The organism is Streptomyces sp. NPDC031049 (assembly GCF_055571015.1).
This window is the reverse complement of the sequence record NZ_JBVIGC010000023.1, coordinates 84,288-98,377: the sequence shown is the minus strand read 5'-3', so window position 1 is coordinate 98,377 and position 14,090 is coordinate 84,288. Positions and strand designations below refer to the sequence as shown.

Annotated in this window: 20 protein-coding genes; all 20 read right to left on the bottom strand. The window is 71.3% G+C overall.

The genetic code is table 11. The annotated features are described in order from the left end of the window. Positions 1-230: 230 nt before the first annotated feature. The 20 genes from ACZ45Q_RS30585 to ACZ45Q_RS30490 all read right to left on the bottom strand — a co-directional run bounded on the left by ACZ45Q_RS30585 (position 231) and on the right by ACZ45Q_RS30490 (position 14,085). Positions 231-887 (bottom strand): HNH endonuclease family protein, encoded by a 657-nt coding sequence (locus tag ACZ45Q_RS30585; protein ID WP_468267277.1) that lies wholly within the window; start codon positions 885-887, stop codon positions 231-233. Positions 888-1,022: 135 nt separating this feature from the next. Further along, positions 1,023-1,250: a hypothetical protein gene (locus tag ACZ45Q_RS30580; RefSeq protein WP_468267276.1), complete on the bottom strand. Its 228-nt coding sequence runs from the start codon at positions 1,248-1,250 to the stop codon at positions 1,023-1,025. Between the two features lie 83 nt (positions 1,251-1,333). Then, entirely contained in the window at positions 1,334-1,672 is a 339-nt protein-coding gene (locus ACZ45Q_RS30575; protein WP_468267275.1) for a hypothetical protein, read from the bottom strand. Next, positions 1,669-1,854 (bottom strand): hypothetical protein, encoded by a 186-nt coding sequence (locus ACZ45Q_RS30570; protein ID WP_468267273.1) that lies wholly within the window; start codon positions 1,852-1,854, stop codon positions 1,669-1,671. Before ACZ45Q_RS30570 ends, ACZ45Q_RS30575 begins: the two co-directional genes overlap by 4 nt. Before the next feature lie 14 nt (positions 1,855-1,868). Continuing rightward, positions 1,869-2,726 carry a peptidoglycan recognition protein family protein gene (locus ACZ45Q_RS30565; RefSeq protein ID WP_468267271.1) on the bottom strand — a complete coding sequence of 286 codons (858 nt, stop codon included), beginning with the start codon at positions 2,724-2,726 and terminating at the stop codon, positions 1,869-1,871. Continuing rightward, positions 2,726-3,001, bottom strand: coding sequence for a hypothetical protein (locus tag ACZ45Q_RS30560; RefSeq protein WP_468267269.1), 276 nt, complete (start codon positions 2,999-3,001; stop codon positions 2,726-2,728). The genes ACZ45Q_RS30565 and ACZ45Q_RS30560 overlap by 1 nt, the downstream gene beginning before the upstream one ends. Positions 3,002-3,003: 2 nt before the next feature. Continuing rightward, a complete protein-coding gene (locus ACZ45Q_RS30555; protein ID WP_468267267.1) occupies positions 3,004-3,216 on the bottom strand; it encodes a hypothetical protein in 213 nt (70 codons plus the stop codon). 8 nt (positions 3,217-3,224) lie between these two features. Then, on the bottom strand, positions 3,225-3,587 hold the full coding sequence (locus ACZ45Q_RS30550) for a hypothetical protein (RefSeq protein WP_468267265.1): 363 nt from the start codon (positions 3,585-3,587) through the stop codon (positions 3,225-3,227). A gap of 1 nt (position 3,588) precedes the next feature. After that, on the bottom strand, positions 3,589-4,467 hold the full coding sequence (locus tag ACZ45Q_RS30545) for a hypothetical protein (protein ID WP_468267263.1): 879 nt from the start codon (positions 4,465-4,467) through the stop codon (positions 3,589-3,591). A gap of 8 nt (positions 4,468-4,475) precedes the next feature. Continuing rightward, positions 4,476-4,886: a hypothetical protein gene (locus ACZ45Q_RS30540; RefSeq protein WP_468267261.1), complete on the bottom strand. Its 411-nt coding sequence runs from the start codon at positions 4,884-4,886 to the stop codon at positions 4,476-4,478. A 10-nt stretch (positions 4,887-4,896) separates the two neighbouring features. Next, complete coding sequence (locus ACZ45Q_RS30535) at positions 4,897-5,685, bottom strand: glycine-rich domain-containing protein (protein ID WP_468267259.1); 789 nt, start codon at positions 5,683-5,685, stop codon at positions 4,897-4,899. After that, a complete protein-coding gene (locus ACZ45Q_RS30530) occupies positions 5,682-6,506 on the bottom strand; it encodes a hypothetical protein (RefSeq protein WP_468267257.1) in 825 nt (274 codons plus the stop codon). Before ACZ45Q_RS30530 ends, ACZ45Q_RS30535 begins: the two co-directional genes overlap by 4 nt. Further along, on the bottom strand, positions 6,506-7,579 hold the full coding sequence (locus ACZ45Q_RS30525; protein WP_468267255.1) for a DUF5047 domain-containing protein: 1,074 nt from the start codon (positions 7,577-7,579) through the stop codon (positions 6,506-6,508). The genes ACZ45Q_RS30530 and ACZ45Q_RS30525 overlap by 1 nt, the downstream gene beginning before the upstream one ends. A 10-nt stretch (positions 7,580-7,589) precedes the next feature. Then, the gene (locus tag ACZ45Q_RS30520) at positions 7,590-9,068 is read right to left on the bottom strand and encodes a hypothetical protein (RefSeq protein WP_468267253.1); all 1,479 of its coding nucleotides are present in this window, start codon (positions 9,066-9,068) and stop codon (positions 7,590-7,592) included. Next, a complete protein-coding gene (locus ACZ45Q_RS30515) occupies positions 9,068-11,899 on the bottom strand; it encodes a hypothetical protein (RefSeq protein ID WP_468267251.1) in 2,832 nt (943 codons plus the stop codon). The genes ACZ45Q_RS30520 and ACZ45Q_RS30515 overlap by 1 nt, the downstream gene beginning before the upstream one ends. A 170-nt stretch (positions 11,900-12,069) precedes the next feature. After that, positions 12,070-12,486, bottom strand: coding sequence for a hypothetical protein (locus ACZ45Q_RS30510; RefSeq protein WP_468267250.1), 417 nt, complete (start codon positions 12,484-12,486; stop codon positions 12,070-12,072). A gap of 16 nt (positions 12,487-12,502) precedes the next feature. Then, the gene (locus ACZ45Q_RS30505; RefSeq protein WP_468267248.1) at positions 12,503-13,018 is read right to left on the bottom strand and encodes a hypothetical protein; all 516 of its coding nucleotides are present in this window, start codon (positions 13,016-13,018) and stop codon (positions 12,503-12,505) included. Between the two features lie 3 nt (positions 13,019-13,021). Further along, on the bottom strand, positions 13,022-13,504 hold the full coding sequence (locus ACZ45Q_RS30500; RefSeq protein WP_468267246.1) for a phage tail tube protein: 483 nt from the start codon (positions 13,502-13,504) through the stop codon (positions 13,022-13,024). A 3-nt stretch (positions 13,505-13,507) separates the two neighbouring features. Beyond that, a complete protein-coding gene (locus tag ACZ45Q_RS30495) occupies positions 13,508-13,741 on the bottom strand; it encodes a hypothetical protein (protein WP_468267244.1) in 234 nt (77 codons plus the stop codon). Further along, the gene (locus ACZ45Q_RS30490; protein ID WP_468267242.1) at positions 13,738-14,085 is read right to left on the bottom strand and encodes a hypothetical protein; all 348 of its coding nucleotides are present in this window, start codon (positions 14,083-14,085) and stop codon (positions 13,738-13,740) included. Before ACZ45Q_RS30490 ends, ACZ45Q_RS30495 begins: the two co-directional genes overlap by 4 nt. Positions 14,086-14,090: the final 5 nt, after the last annotated feature.

The window sequence follows — 14,090 nt, the reverse complement described above, 5'->3', positions numbered from 1 at the left end:
CGGACCTGATCGAGTGGCGGGGCGGTGGCCCCGAGGCCTGGACGCACTGAGCCCCCGCTGAGGGGTGCGCAGCGGGGGCAGGACACCGCCCCCGGGAGGCGCCGGATCGGGAGGGCTCCGGTGAGGCGGTGAGCGACCACAATGCGCCACCGTGGCCGGAAGGCACAAGGGTTCGGACATGACGAAAATCCCCGCCGCCCGGAGTGGCGGCGGGGCAGGCGTGGGGCGAGCTACGTAGCCGGCTCGTACGTCACCGTTTGGTCGGGGCAGCCGTCCGCCACACCTCGTAGGGCGGCCACTTCGGTTTCGTCGGCGGCCAGCTCCCAGCGCAGCTTGGTGGCGACCCACTCAGCGGCGTACCGGCAGTGCACGTCAGCGGCCGGAGGCAGCCACTCTGCCGGGTCCTGGTCGGCCTTGCTCCGGTTCGAGCGGGCGGTGACCGCGACCAACGACGCCGGCGCTCCCTGGTCGTTGGCGTACGCCTCGCGGCGTTGGGCTGTCCACGCCGATGCACCGCTGTCCCAGGCCTCTGCGAGCGGCACCATGTGGTCGATGTCCAGGCCGGAGGCGGACGTCACCGAGGTCGCGTCATAGTACGACCACCAGGTGCCGCCGGTGATACGGCAGCGGGGGCCGATGGTCGGCGGTTCCACGGCCTCGGCGATCAGCACTTCGTTCCGGGTTGAGCAGCCGTCGTCGGGGTCGTCGCCGCGGTTCCAGTGACGGAAGGCGTCGCGGGTGTAGCCGTCGCGGGACTCGGTACCCAGCGGCAGGCTGGCGACGGCCTCCGAGAGGGGCAGGGTCTCTGCGGCCTGAGCGGGTGAGGCGGTGAAGGACAGGGCGGTGAGAAGCGCGGCGGGCAGGACGCGCAACAGAGCGGTTCGCATGTGCTGTTGATAGCGACTGCCATGGGGGGCGCGGGAGGCGGATCGTGACTGCGCCCTCCGTGTGAGTGGAATGGTCGTACTGGAGATACGAACAGGCCCCGCCGCCTAGAGGCGGCGGGGCCAGCGGTGCCGTGATCAGGCCAGGCGGTAGACGGCCTCGCCTGGGTCATCCCTCGTCAGCAGTCCCTCGTCAGCCAGCTGTCGAAGCTTGCTGCGGGCTTCCTTCTGAGCAGCCGTGTCATCAGCTGGGTCGTAGCCTGCCACTCGCAGAGCCAGTACCGCACGTCGCGTGTCCCACTCGCCGCCCAGTGCCTGAATCACGGCCGCGAGTGCCTGCTTATGCGTCAGCGGAGCGTCGGTCATCGTGCCCTCCCCTTCGGAATCCGCCACGGGATTACACGATGAACCGGTGCCCGGGCGAGGCAAGCACGGTGGCCTTCAGACGGTCAGGCGACGAACACAGCGACCAGGACGCCAGCCGCCGCGGCGATGACGCCGCCGACCGCGGCCAGGGCGCTGACCACCGGCAGCGGGAAGCGGCGGCCTTCGAGGGCCTCAACGCGGGCGCGCAGCGGCTTGACCTCTTCGTCGCGGATCTTCTGAACCTCGGCTTCCATGTCGGCGCGCAGCTGGCGGACGTCGGCGTCCGTACGGGCGCTGCGATCGAGCAGCAGCCGGAGGCTGCCCTGGATGTCGGCGAGCGCCGTACGCAACTCCCCTCTGAGATCCGACAGGGCGACCGCGACGTTCGTGGTCGGGTCCGGGGCGGGCGGGGGCGCGGTCATGCCGAGTCCTTCGGCTCCCGGTTCGGCACGACCCAGGTGAGCCCCAGCACACCGAGCACGGACAGGACCGCGGCGGTGGCCTCACCGGACGTGAGGGTGCCGTCCTGCATGGCCGTTCCCAGCGAGGCGGACCCGGCGGCCACGCCGGCGACGACGGCCTTCCACATCTTGGAGATCTTCACGGTGTCCTCCGGGCTCAGGAGCTGAGGCGGGCAGCGAGCTTGTCGGCCAGGGTCTCGGCGAGGGCCTCGGTGAGCGCAGTGTCGGCGGCGAGGCGGTCGGCGATCCGCGCGACCTGCTCGTCAGTGAGTTGCACGCCGCCCTGGCCGGCCAGGGCGGCGACCTGGCTGACCAGCTTGGGCAGGGCCTGTTCCAGGGTGTGCACGCCCTGCGCGGTGCGCTCGATGACGGACTCCGCCATCCACGTGGGGTTGTCGGCGGTGCCCCACGGCGACTTCATCTTGCCGTCGTAGCGCATCACCCCGTCGTACAGCTCTTCCTTGCTGGGCATGTCGTCCTCCTGGGGGTTGGCGGCGCGGGCGACGATCCCGGGGAACACCACCTCGCGGAACTGCTTGATGCGGGCCCTGCCCGGGCACGCGGTGCCGGACGTCGACCACTGCGGGAACATCGAGTGGTAGCCGAACCCCGGATCGGAGTGGCTGCGGCAGATCCGTAGCGGGATGCCGTGTCGCTGGTGCAGCCAGGCGCCCACCGCGATGAGGTCTTCGATCTGCTTGTCGTTCCACGGGTCTGTCGCCGAGAGGTTCGACGCGGTCTCGGCGGAGACGGCGCCCGTGCCGTCGGACCGCCGGTTGGCACCTGCGTTGGCGTCGGCTCGTGTCTCGGTGCCGATGTACTGGCCGATGGTGCCGTGGTAGTCGATGCCGAAGTGGCTTTCCAGGTTGGTGCTGTCGCGCCAGTACTCGTAGGTGCGGCGGGCCGTCCACGGGGCGACGATCGAGTGGACGATGAACTGCGTCGGCCGGATAGCGGGCTGCGCGTCGGATTCCGGTTGCAGCTCCATCTTGACGGCGCCGGGGTACCAAGCCATCACACACGCTCCGGCCAGGACCAGGTGCCGGGCTCGGTGCCCATGTGGCGGGAGGTCGCCCACAGGGGCGGGTCCTGCCCGTCCAGGAGCACGCGCAGGTTAACGGCGTCGGCCGGGTTCGCGGGGAACGTCTTCACGACGATCGCCGGGTAGCGGTCGCCCTCGCGAACGTAGTTGCCGCTGATGCCGGTCTGGACGCGCTGGTGGGTGATGTGCCGGGCCTCTTCGTCCGTGAGCCGGTACATCACGATCCGGCCGGGGGTGGGGACGGACATGGTCAGCCTCCGATCAGGTGGTCGGCGAGCCAGGCGCAGAACCCGGCCACGATGGCGACGCCGGCCGGCCGCCAGGGGCGGGCGGGCTTGATGCCGGCGGCCACGCGCAGCAGTTCGGACGCGGTGTCTCCGCGGCGCCGGTTGACGATGGCCACGCCCTCCAGCACGCCGAAGGTGACGAGGGGAACGGCCCACAGCCACAGGGGGAAGTCCACGAGTGCTCCTACAGGACGGTGATCGTGTCGGGGGCCTTGCGGATGATGTTCTCGCCGGGCCGGGAGCCGACCGGCTGGGTCTGCACGAGGATCCAGCGGTAGTAGGTGCCGGGCGCCAGGGCGACGTCGGCGCCGACCTCCGGGCCGACCAGGGCGACGACGTCGATCACGCCGTCCTGCGCGAGCGGGCCGTCCGGCTCGGTGACGCCGTCGACGAGCTGCACCGTGGTGAAGTCCGACACCTGCGGCACGTAGTCGACGACCGTCGTGTGGTAGACGCCGACGGCGGTGACCTGGACCGGCCCGCCCCGCGTGAACGTCAGCGCGTTCGAGGTGTATTCGGTGGCCGTGCTGTAGATCTCCACCGCCATGTCAGGGCTCCCTTTCGACGATCGTGTCGGCCACGGCCGGGGACAGCCGCGTCGCTCCGACCCCCAGGGCCGCAACGCGGGTGGGGCCGACGGCGACGGTGACGTCCTCCGCTGAGGACTCGAACTGCCCCTGCACCGCGAGACCGGGCGCTCCGAGCACACCGGCAAGGGAGCCGCGGTGCACGACCCGGCCGGCGCCGGCGCCTTGCAGTCCCCCGAGACTGAGCGCGGCGGAGGCCGGGGAGGTGAGAACGCCGTTGAGCTGGGCTCCGAGTCCCCCGACGGTGGCGTGGAGACTGCCGGACAGGGTGTCGGAGGCGACACCGACGGTGTGGATGCGCTGATCCCCGCCGCCGGAGCCGCTGAAGTAGCCGTTGACGAAATGGACCTGAACGAGGGACAGGTCCCAGCCAGGCAGTGCTTCGACGCCTCCACCGCCGCCGGCGAAGGGGTTGACCCAGGTGAGGCCGTCCGGACTGGTCTCGAACAGAACCTGGGTGGCGGTGGTGGTGATCCGGCACCAGCGGTGGTCGGTGTCGGACCAGGGCACGAAGCCGTCTTCGGCGCCCATGAAGTAGCCCAGGCTGGTGGAGAACCGGCCGTAGTGGATCTCCTGCCCGGCGGTGCCGCTGCCGATGGTGCAGTACTGCTCCACCCCAGAGACGGCCGCTCCGGTGTAGGTCCACTCCCAGGTGAATACGTCCTCGGTGAAGTCCCGGGACGGTGGGGTGAAGCCGAGGAAGTTGGTGTAGGCGGCGGACGGGGCGACGGCCGCGTACCCGTCCCCGAGGGTCTGTGTGACGCCCACGGAGTCGTTCCACAGGGCGGTGTCGAGCCCGTCACCGTCGAACGGGTCGTAGATGGTGGAGAGCTTGGCCACGGCTCACCTCAGCCGGAGGCGGGCATCGTGAGCGTGCCGTCGGTGATCTCCACCGCCAGGCCTGTGCTGACGGTGGTGGTGTTGACGAGCAGGTCCGCACTGGATACGCCGACCGAGCCGTCCAGGACGGCCACGTTGTTGGAGTCGAGGATCCGGAACCAGGTCGCGGTGCCGTCGGCGACGGCGGTCACCGACAGTGGCACCCCCAGGAGCGCCGCGGCCCCGGCGGACGCGGCGGCGAAGGCCGGGTCGGCCAGGGTGAGTTCGGCGAGCAGGGTGCCGGTCGCTGCCGAGTCGGGGCCTGCGGGCTGGGTGCCGGAACGGATCTGGAGCTTGCCGCCGGCCGCGCCTGCGTTGACCAGCGCGGTGATCGCGTCAGTTGCGGCGGACCGGGCCGTGCCGGAGATGAAGACGGTCACTGCACACCTCTCAGAAGTACGTGGTCACGATCACGAGTCCGCTGCCGCCTTTGCCGCCGGCGGCGCCGTTGCTGTTCGCGGCGGCCCCGTTGATCGCACCGCTTCCGCCACCACCCCACCGGTTGTCGGTGGCGTCGAAGCCACTGCTGAGGGAGCCGGTGATGCCGGCCGGGCGCAGGCCCGTCCCGGGCCACGCGGTGCCGCCGTGCCCGACCATCACCGGGGACCCGCCGAAGCAGATGGTGTTCATGCCGTCGCCGCCGTGGGAGAGGAAATCGCCTGCGGTGCCGACGCCCCCGAAGCCGCCGGCGGTGGCCTGGTTCGAGCTGCTCTCCAGGCCACCGAGGCCGCCGTCGCCTCCGGTGGCGACCACGAGCGACCCGAAGCTGGACGTGCCGCCGGTCCCGCCGGTGCCGGCCCGGTTGCCGCTGCCGGTGCCGTTGAGGGCGGCGCCGCCCGCTCCGCCGGCTCCGACAGTGACGGCGACGGAGTCTCCGACGGACGCGGCCGGGATGATGCTCTCGGCGTAGCCGCCACCGCCGCCGCCCGCCCCGGCCGCGGCGGTGGACGCGGTGGTGCCGGGCACGCCGCCTCCGCCGCCCCCTCCCCCGAGGACCTGCACCAGCAGCCACTTGGCGTTGTCCGGCTTCGTCCAGGTGCCGGACGCGGTGAAGATCTCCCGCTGGGGCATGTTCAGCTGCGGGTTGATGGAACCCGCCATGGCCGCGAAGTGCTCCCACAGCCGGACGTTGTCGCCGCTGGACGGGAAGACGATCCCGTTCGACGTCGTCTCGCTCAACTGGTTCTCCTCCACGAGATCGTCAGCGTCCAGGCCGCCGACCAGCTGGCCTTCCCGGCGAGCCGGATGTACGGGGTGTCGGAGCTGATCGAGATGCCGATGCCGCCGCGGGTGCCGTCGACCATGGCCTGAGCCCACGACTTGGGGATCGCGAAGCTGGTGGTGGTCGTGTCGACCGCGAGGCGGGGCCCGGCCGTGGTCTCGTTCAGCGTGGGGAAGCCGCCGGGCCGGGTGGACTGGGTGACCAGGCGCAGCGTCGGCGTGCGCCCGGCGAAGTCGCCCGCGCGCAGGCGGCGCAGCTTGAGGGTGGCCTTGGTGACGGTCGCGCCCTTGATGGAGCGGGGCTTGGAGCCGTAGAACGCGAAGCCGTGGTTGCGGCCGAAGGAGCTGCCGCCGTAGCGGCCCTGGTAGGTGTCGGCCGACGTGGACGACCCGATGTCCGTCCGCCAGCGGCCGTCGCGCCAGGTGGACGTCGCCACCGGCGTGCACACCAGCGTGCCCGTCGTGACGACCGGCTTCGGCGCTGGAGGGGGGTCGCCGGAGTCCGGCGGCGGGGCCGGCTCGTCTGGCGCGGGCGGCGCGGGAGTCGGCGGCACGGCCGGCCCGGCCTGGATGACGGCCTGCACGAAGTACTGGCTGCCCACGCGGGTGATCAGCAGGGCGTTGCCCTCGGCGACGGTGAGCCCGGCGATGACGCGGGCGGTGACCCGGATACCGGCGATGTCCGCGAGGCACGCCCCGCCGGACGCCGCGGTGCGGGCGACACCGACGACGGAGCCCATGCCGCTGGTGCTGACGCGGTTGTCTGCCCAGTTCGCCATCAGAGCGGCACCCGCACCGTCGCGGTCATGTCCCGGGGCGTGTACGGCAGGGTGAACGCCTCCACCGTGCCGAGAGCGTCCCGCAGGGACTTGCCGGTGACGGAGACGGTGTCGCCGGCCTGGAGCCCAGGGTGGGGCACCATGGTCACCTCCATCCGCCGGTCTGCTGTGCGGCGCAGCCGGGTCAGCCTGGTCTGCGCGGCCTTGCGGCACTGGTCGACGGTCTTCAGCAGCGGCGATGAGAAGAAGTGCGGCACCGGCAGCGGGCTGAAGCTGCCGCCGATCCGGTACGGGCTGGTGAGGTCGTAGGCGACGCCGTGCAGCTGGTTGCCGTCGCCGTCCTCGCCCTGTGCGACGACGGCGTTGAACGCGCCGTCGCGGGTGCTCGCGCCCTGCCAGCGCATCACCGTGCCGCCCTGCCGGTCCGTCAGGGACAGCACCGGGGTGCCGAGGTCGGTGACGGGCTCCACGAGCAGGTAGCCGTCCTCGTGGACGCGGGCGTCGGCCGGCCACGCGTCCAGAACCTCGGTGAGGGCCCTGAGCCGGTCGTCGTCCCACTGCATGCCGAGCGGGACGTCCCGGTCGGCCAGGGCCTCGTCGACGACGACGGTGAGCGCGGGTTCGACCAGGCCCCGGACGGTGGAGACGAGGGTGTCGCCGGCGGCGGGCTGGTAGGGGGCGACGAACTTCGCCTCGTCGATGAGGGTGAGCAGGCCCTGCGCGGTGACGTTGACGTCGTCGCCGTCGGCTGCGCTCTCGGTGATGAGGAACCAGCCCCGGTCGAGCCACTCCATGTCGCCCTTGCCGATGTCGATGCCGTAGGCGATGTGCAGCTGCTGCCCGTAGGCGGCCAGCGGGTGATCGGGGTCGCTGCCGGGGTCCCAGTCCGTACCGCGGTCGCGGCGGGGCACCCTGAGGGTGACGCGCTCGGGGACGGCGAGGGACCGGTCCCGGGTCTCGGAACCGTCGGCGACGGGCACGTCGTCGGCCAGGAGCTGTCCGTCCCGCCAGGCGGAGACGCGGACCTCCATGGCGAAGGACCGCTGGAGGATCGCGAGGGCCTCCGCAGACATGTCGAGCACGTCAGCCGCCGAAGTCGTAGATCGCGATGTCCAGCAGGGTGCCGGGCGTGAAGAAGTCCGCGAGGTCCTGGAGGGTGGAGAAGTTGTCGGCCAGGTCCTCCAGCGTGAAACCCGCGGCCTCCAGTACGTCCGGCCAGGCCTCCACCTTCACGACGTCCAGGGACCAGAACTCGATGGCGTCGAACCAGCGCGGCGATTCGACGTCGGCGGGGACTGCGTAGTGGCCGTCCAGGCGCGGCGTCGCGGTGGCCCGGCGGATGAGGACGATGCCCTCGGTGGCGTCGTCCAGGACCGCGTTGAGGGCGTCCGCGGCCTCTTCGGTGAGGGTGCGCAGCGCCAGCTGCCCGGTCTCCTTCGACCGGCGGCGGGAGACGACGACCATGCGCCCACCGACGTTGAACACCGATGCGTCGCGGTTGCGCTGCTTCTCGGGGTAGGCCTGGAGGGTCACCGGCGCTCCGACACCGCGGACGGCGTCGGAGATGACGTCGCTGTCGACGACGGAGGTGACCGGCTCGGACGTGATCAGGGACTCGTCACCGAGGCTGTCGATCAAGCGGGCGGTGTAGGTGACGGGCACCCCGAACGGCTGCTCCCCGTCCACGCGGATCAGCGCGTCCTGCCCGGTGACGTCGATGCCGGAGGAGCCGCGCAGCTCCACCTGGTCGGCGCCGACGGTGCGGTACAGGGTGGCGGAGACGACGTCCCCGGCGAGCATCTCCGTGACCGTGATCAAGTTCCTTGGGGGGAACACGGACTGCTCGGTGACGGAGAGGACGCCCTTCGGGACGTCCTCCCGCAGCCGCAGCACCCCGCCGACGCCGGTCGCGGCGGCGGACAGCGTCGCGGTGACGGTCGGGGCCGTGCTGCTGGCGCCCGCGGTCACGCTGCACGTCGACGCCACCAGGTGCGCGCCGTTGCCGGTGACGGCGGAGTTGTCGGTGCGCGCGGTCACGGGCCCGAACGTGACACCGGCCGCGGTGACGTTCTCGCCACTGGACGTCGCCGACCCGTTGTTGGTGCCGTACCCGAGAATGACGAAGTCGCCAGGCCGGAACGTCACAGGATCGCTGCTGCTGGCAGAGAACCCGGTGCCGCTGCTGGTGTCCTCGCCGACGGCCGCCGACCACAGCCAGCCCGTGCCGACGCTGCGAGCGAGGACGTGGACGCGGGCCACGATCACAGAGCCCGAGGCGCCCGAGGGGATCGTCACAGTGGGCGCGGCGTCCCCGCCGGCGGCGACCCGCACGAACCAGGTCATGCGGCGCGGCCCCGTGCCCGGCCCGAAGGTGCCGCCTCCGCCGGAACGCGTCGCTGCACGCGTCCACCCCGACGGCGTGGACGGCACCGGGTCGTCCGGGTGCCCGGAGACGACGTGCAGCACCAGCAGCTGATCTGCTGCCGGCGTCGCCGGGTAGGTGGGGGACGCGCTGTCGGCGCCGGAACTCAGCGCGCCGGACCCGGAGTAGGAGATACCCATCAGCGGCGCCCGACTTTCTGTCGGTAGGCGGCCTCGTCCTGCGCGTCCCGGATCATTGGCCGCACGACGCCACGCACCGCCCCGAGGAACTCCCCGGAGTCGAGGTAGAGGTTCCCGGTGAACTGCCCGCCGCCGTCATCGGGCAGCCCGGTCGCCGCCCCTGCCGCGGTCGCGGCGGCAGCGGTGGTCTTCTTCGCGGTGATCATCTTGGGTGCCCGCATGGAGTTCAGCTCATGGAAGAGGGCCTGGCCGTACTTCCTGACGGCCGCCGCGCGGATGACGAACTCCCCGTTGGACAGCCACGGCCACGGCACGTCGTCGGAGGTGCCGGTGCCCGGGCCCACGACCGGGCCACCGGTGGAGTAGTGCGTGCGGAAGCCCTTGCCCGTGTAGTAGCCGCCTGTCGCACCGACGATGTCGTGCACGCTGCGGTAGGTCTTCGAGTGCGTGATGATCTCTTTGATGGTGCGCAGGCGCAGGGTCGTCGTCTTGCTGGCCGGCAGGGAGTTGATCTGCTGCTGGGCCGAAGCGATGTTGCTACGCCAGTTGCTGATGTCCGCGCGGAGCTTGGCCTGCTTCTCGCCCTTGGCGGTCTTCAGCTGGTGTTCGGCCTGTGCGACCTTCGCCCGCCACACCGCGATGTCCGCGGTGAGCTTGGCCTTCTTGTCACCCTTGGCGGTCTTCAGCTGCCGTTCGGCCTCCGCGACCTTGACCTTCCAGTCGAGGATGTCGGCGGTGAGCTTGGCCTTCTTGTCGCCCTTGGCGGTCTTCAGCTGCTTCTCGGCCTCGGAGATCTTCGTCTTCCAGTCGGTGATGTCCGCCTTCAGCATCGCCGTCTTGTCCGGCGTCTTCAGGATCTGGCTGGCCAGCTTCTCCGCCTCGGCCCGTGTGAGGCCCATCTGCACGGCGTTCTCGATCAGTTTCTGGCGGCCCCGCTCGTAGATGCCGTTGACGTACGACCAGGACCGGCCGGACTCCCGCGCCGAGCCGGCGGCTTCGTCGGTCTTCGTCGCCAGGTCCTGAAGGGCGGTCGCCGCGGCCTGCGCCTTCGGGCTGTTGAGGTCCAGCTCGCCGCCGACCATGCGGAGTGCGCCGGCGTTCTCCTTCGCGGCCTTCGCGGCGGCGTCGATGCTCGCCTCGAACGCGATCATCCCGCCGAGGCCTGCGCGCTGCACGTCGTTGAGGGCCTGGATGGCCTGCCTCAGTCCGTCGGCGCTGGCCTTCTGCTCGGCGAGCTTGCGGGAGGTCTCCTGCGCCTGCTGCCCGAACAGGCCCATGCTCTGCGCCACGAGTTCGGCTTCGAACTTGGCGTCCTCCAGCGCGGACTGGTAGTCGCCGAGTTCCTTGGTGAAGGCCTTGGTGTCCCGGCCGCCCTTGCCGTACTCCGCCGTGAGCCGTTTCAGTGCCGCCGCGGCGAGGTCGGCCCGCCCGTTCTTGACCAGGTTGGCGAGCGCCTTGTCGATGGAGTCGATTTGCTCCCTGGCCTGCTTGACCGGGGTGGAGTCCCAGTCTCCGAGGCCTCCCAGGGTCACGATCCACTGCTGGATGTCCTCGGCGGTGGACGGGTCGGTCAGAGCCGCCACCTTCTCGTGGAGGTCCTCGAGGTCTCTGCCGAAAGCTTTCGCCAGTTCGCCGGTCACCTTGCCGGCGCTGCCCAGCTTCCCGAGGGCGGTGGTCAGCCGGTCCACGTTCGGCGGGGCGTCGCGGCCGATCGAGGTCAGCTTGCTGAAGCCGACGGCGAGCGCCGCGACAGCGGCGATGACGACCGAGATCCGGGCCGCGGTGTTGAGGGACATGAACGCGGCCCGCAGGGCGGCCAGTGTGCCGGTCGCGCCACTGGCCGCGATCGACATGCCGAGCAGGGTCCGGCCGAAGGTGCGGGAGACCACGGCGAGGGCGGCGACGCCGGCAGCGACGGTCGACAGCAGCCGGTACGCGGCATACAGCTGGAGCACAGCCGCGATGAACCCGGGAGGGAGTGCGTTGACCATCTTCGCGAAGGCGTTCGCGATGGTTAGCGCCACGACGCCGACTTCGCTGCCCGCGGTGAGGACGTTGCCCGCGGCCTGCGCGATGCTCTTCAGCGTGTCGACGACCAGCGGGCCGTGCTCGCGGCCGAATGCCAGGAACTCACCCAGCCCGCCGGCGTTGGGGTCGAAGTCCTGCAACTCCCGCCCGAGGTGGACGACGCCGTTGACGGCGCCCCGCAGCACGCTCTGCGTGAACTCCGTCCACTGCGTCATCATCCGGTCCATGGCCCCGCCGGACACGGCCCCGCCGACGATGGTCATCAGCCGGTCCAGCTCCTGGCCGGTGACCCGCACCATCGGGGACAGCTTCGGCAGCAGCGCCCCGAAGACCGCGAACGACTTCGTGACCGCCGGCATGGTGTCGCCGGCCAGGCCGTCGGACCACTCCTTGTAGGCGTCCTTCAGCCCGAGGAAGGCGACGGTGGCTTCCCGGGTCGCCGGGGGCATCCCGTCCAGGGACCGCTGGTAGGCCAGCTGCGCAGTGGCGGCCTCCTTGGAGGTGGCGCCCGACTCCTTGACGGCCTGCCGGTACTTCGTGTGCGCCTTGGAGGCCTCCGCCACCTTGGAGACCTGCGGGCCGAGCGCGGCACCGAACGCGCCGACGGCTCCGACGGCGGTCCCCAAGGCCCCGGCGAGCGCCAGGGTGGAGGTGACGGCGGCGGCGCCGACCGGGACGGCGCCGGCCGCGCCAAGGAGCGTGAGGTCCTTCCGCAGCCGCCCGGCGGAGACACCGGCCTGCCGGAAGACGTGGGAGAGGCGGTCTCTGCCGACGAGGGTGAAGACGAGCCGGCTGTCGGCCAAGGGGAACCTCCCCTCAGCGCGTCAGCTGTTCTTCTCCAGCTGCTCGATGAACTGGACCAGGTCCACGGCCTGGTCAACGGTCAGCAGGTCCCACTCCCAGGGGCGGATCCCGAGGTGGTAGGTGAAAAGGCCGCAGTAGCGGGCCTGGAGGTCTTCCAGACCTCCCGGGACTACTCCGTGTCTTTTGGGTCCGCGGCCTCAGCTGCGGCGTCGTCCGCCGGCTCGGGAGCGTCGTCGACGCCGAGCATCTCCAGGGCCATCTGCCGGGCCTCTTCGGACATGGTCGGGTCGCCCTCCAGCTGCGCCCGCATGAGCGCCTTCTCCGCCGGGGCGAACTCCACATCGATCGCGTCGACCGGCAGGTCGTTGAGGTCGGCGAAGGTGAGGGTGGGCTCGAGGCGTTTGCGCAGCACCCACAGGGCGGCCTGGAGGGCGTCGATGTTGCCCTCAGCCAGTTCCTGCTGGAGCTGCACCCACTTGAAGCCGCCGGCCTTCTCCGCGGCGCGGGCCTCAGCGAAGGTGGCCTTGACGTCGGCCAGGTCCCAGCGCTGCTGTTCGCCGTTCTCCGGCCGGTAGATGATGATCACGTGCGGGGTCTCTCTTTCACCCGGAAAGGCGGCGCCGGACGTCGTCCATGACGCGGGCGACTTCGGCGTTGAGGCGGGGCATGCGGGGCCGGATGGTGTCCCACCACCAGTTGGGCGTGGCGTACTGGTCCACCCAGCCGCCGCGGCTCTTGTTGCCGAAGGTGGGGTGTCGCCAGTGGCCCTCGTTGGTGTTCTTCGGCATGGTCTGCCAGCCCGGCGGCAGCCTGGACTTGTCTGCCCAGATCTTCGTGCCGCCGCCGGTGGTGACGGACAGCCGGATGGACGCGGCGATCGTGGCGCGCAGCGGCGGCCCGTACCGGATGCGGGGCCGGTTCCGGCCGCTGCGGCTGCCCGGCCCCCAGATCCGCAGGTTGCGTGCCGCGCTCTGAAGGTCGCGGTGCACGGGGGTCGCCGCGTGCCGGATGCGCCGGTTGAGGCTGTTCCGCAGGTCGCCGCGCCCGGCCTGCGTCAGCTTGCGTTGCAGCTCGGACAGCTGGGACGTGTTCGTGATCCAGAAGTCCCGCTGCGCCATGGCTCAGGCCGGGATGACGACGTTCTCGGAGGGTTCGGACGTGACCGCGAACTGGACCTGGACCTGCGCGGCGTCCTCGAGGTTCCGCTGCTTGCCCTGAGCCAGGACACGGACGGGGAACACGTCCATGGTGCGGCCGGGGGTGTCGCCCTCGTCCATCCACACGATGTAGCCGTCGGAGCCGCGCTGGAGCAGGTCACGCACGTCGGTGCCGGTCTTCGACGCGTACAGGGTGAGCGCGCTGTCGTCAGCCGAGATCGGGCCGTCGATCTTCGCGTCGAAGCGGGAGCCGAGGGTCGGTGTCTCGACGACACCGGACTGGATCATCCAGCCCTCGACGGCGCCGACCTCGACGGACAGCTCGGTGCCCGCGTCCAGTTCGGCGCGGGTCGGGGACTGCTTGTTCGCGATCGTCGGCACCCAGCTGACCTTGGTCAGGCCGCGCCGGTAGTACCGGACAGCCGACGCGATCGGAGTCGCGGGCATGGGTCACTCTCCTTCGGTGGTGCGCCGGCGCTTGCGGGCGGGCTGCGGTGCGGGGGGTTCGGGGGCGGGCTCCGCCTCGGGGGCGGGCTCCTGCTCAGGGCCCGGGCCGGGCTCGGGCTGGGGGCTGTCGACGGGCACCCACCCGGCGGCGCGGTGGTGCGGGACCGCGCTCGCGGCGACCGTGATGGTCTGGTCCTCGGGCAGGTTCGGGTGGCGCATGCTCACGTAGTCGCTCATGCCGTGGCCGTCCTCACGACGCAGACGTTCACGCCGGTGACGCCGCCGGGGTAGGTGATGGAGGCGCGTCCCGTGGCGGGGTCCCGGTAGCGGTCGGTGACGGGGATCGTCGTGAGGCCGGTCGTCGCGGCCACGGTGACCGTGCGGTCACCGACGGGCAGGTCCCCGTCGATGACTTCCGGAGTGGCCAGCGTGACGTCCTTGCTGGACGCGTCGGTGTTCTGCACCACGAGCAGCACGCCGGGCCCGGTGGCACAGTCGTCACCGCCCGATGCGGCGGCGACGAGCTTGTCGTCGAAGCGCAGCCCCGTCAGGGGAACCACGTGGGTCGTGAGGGCGGCCATGGGAG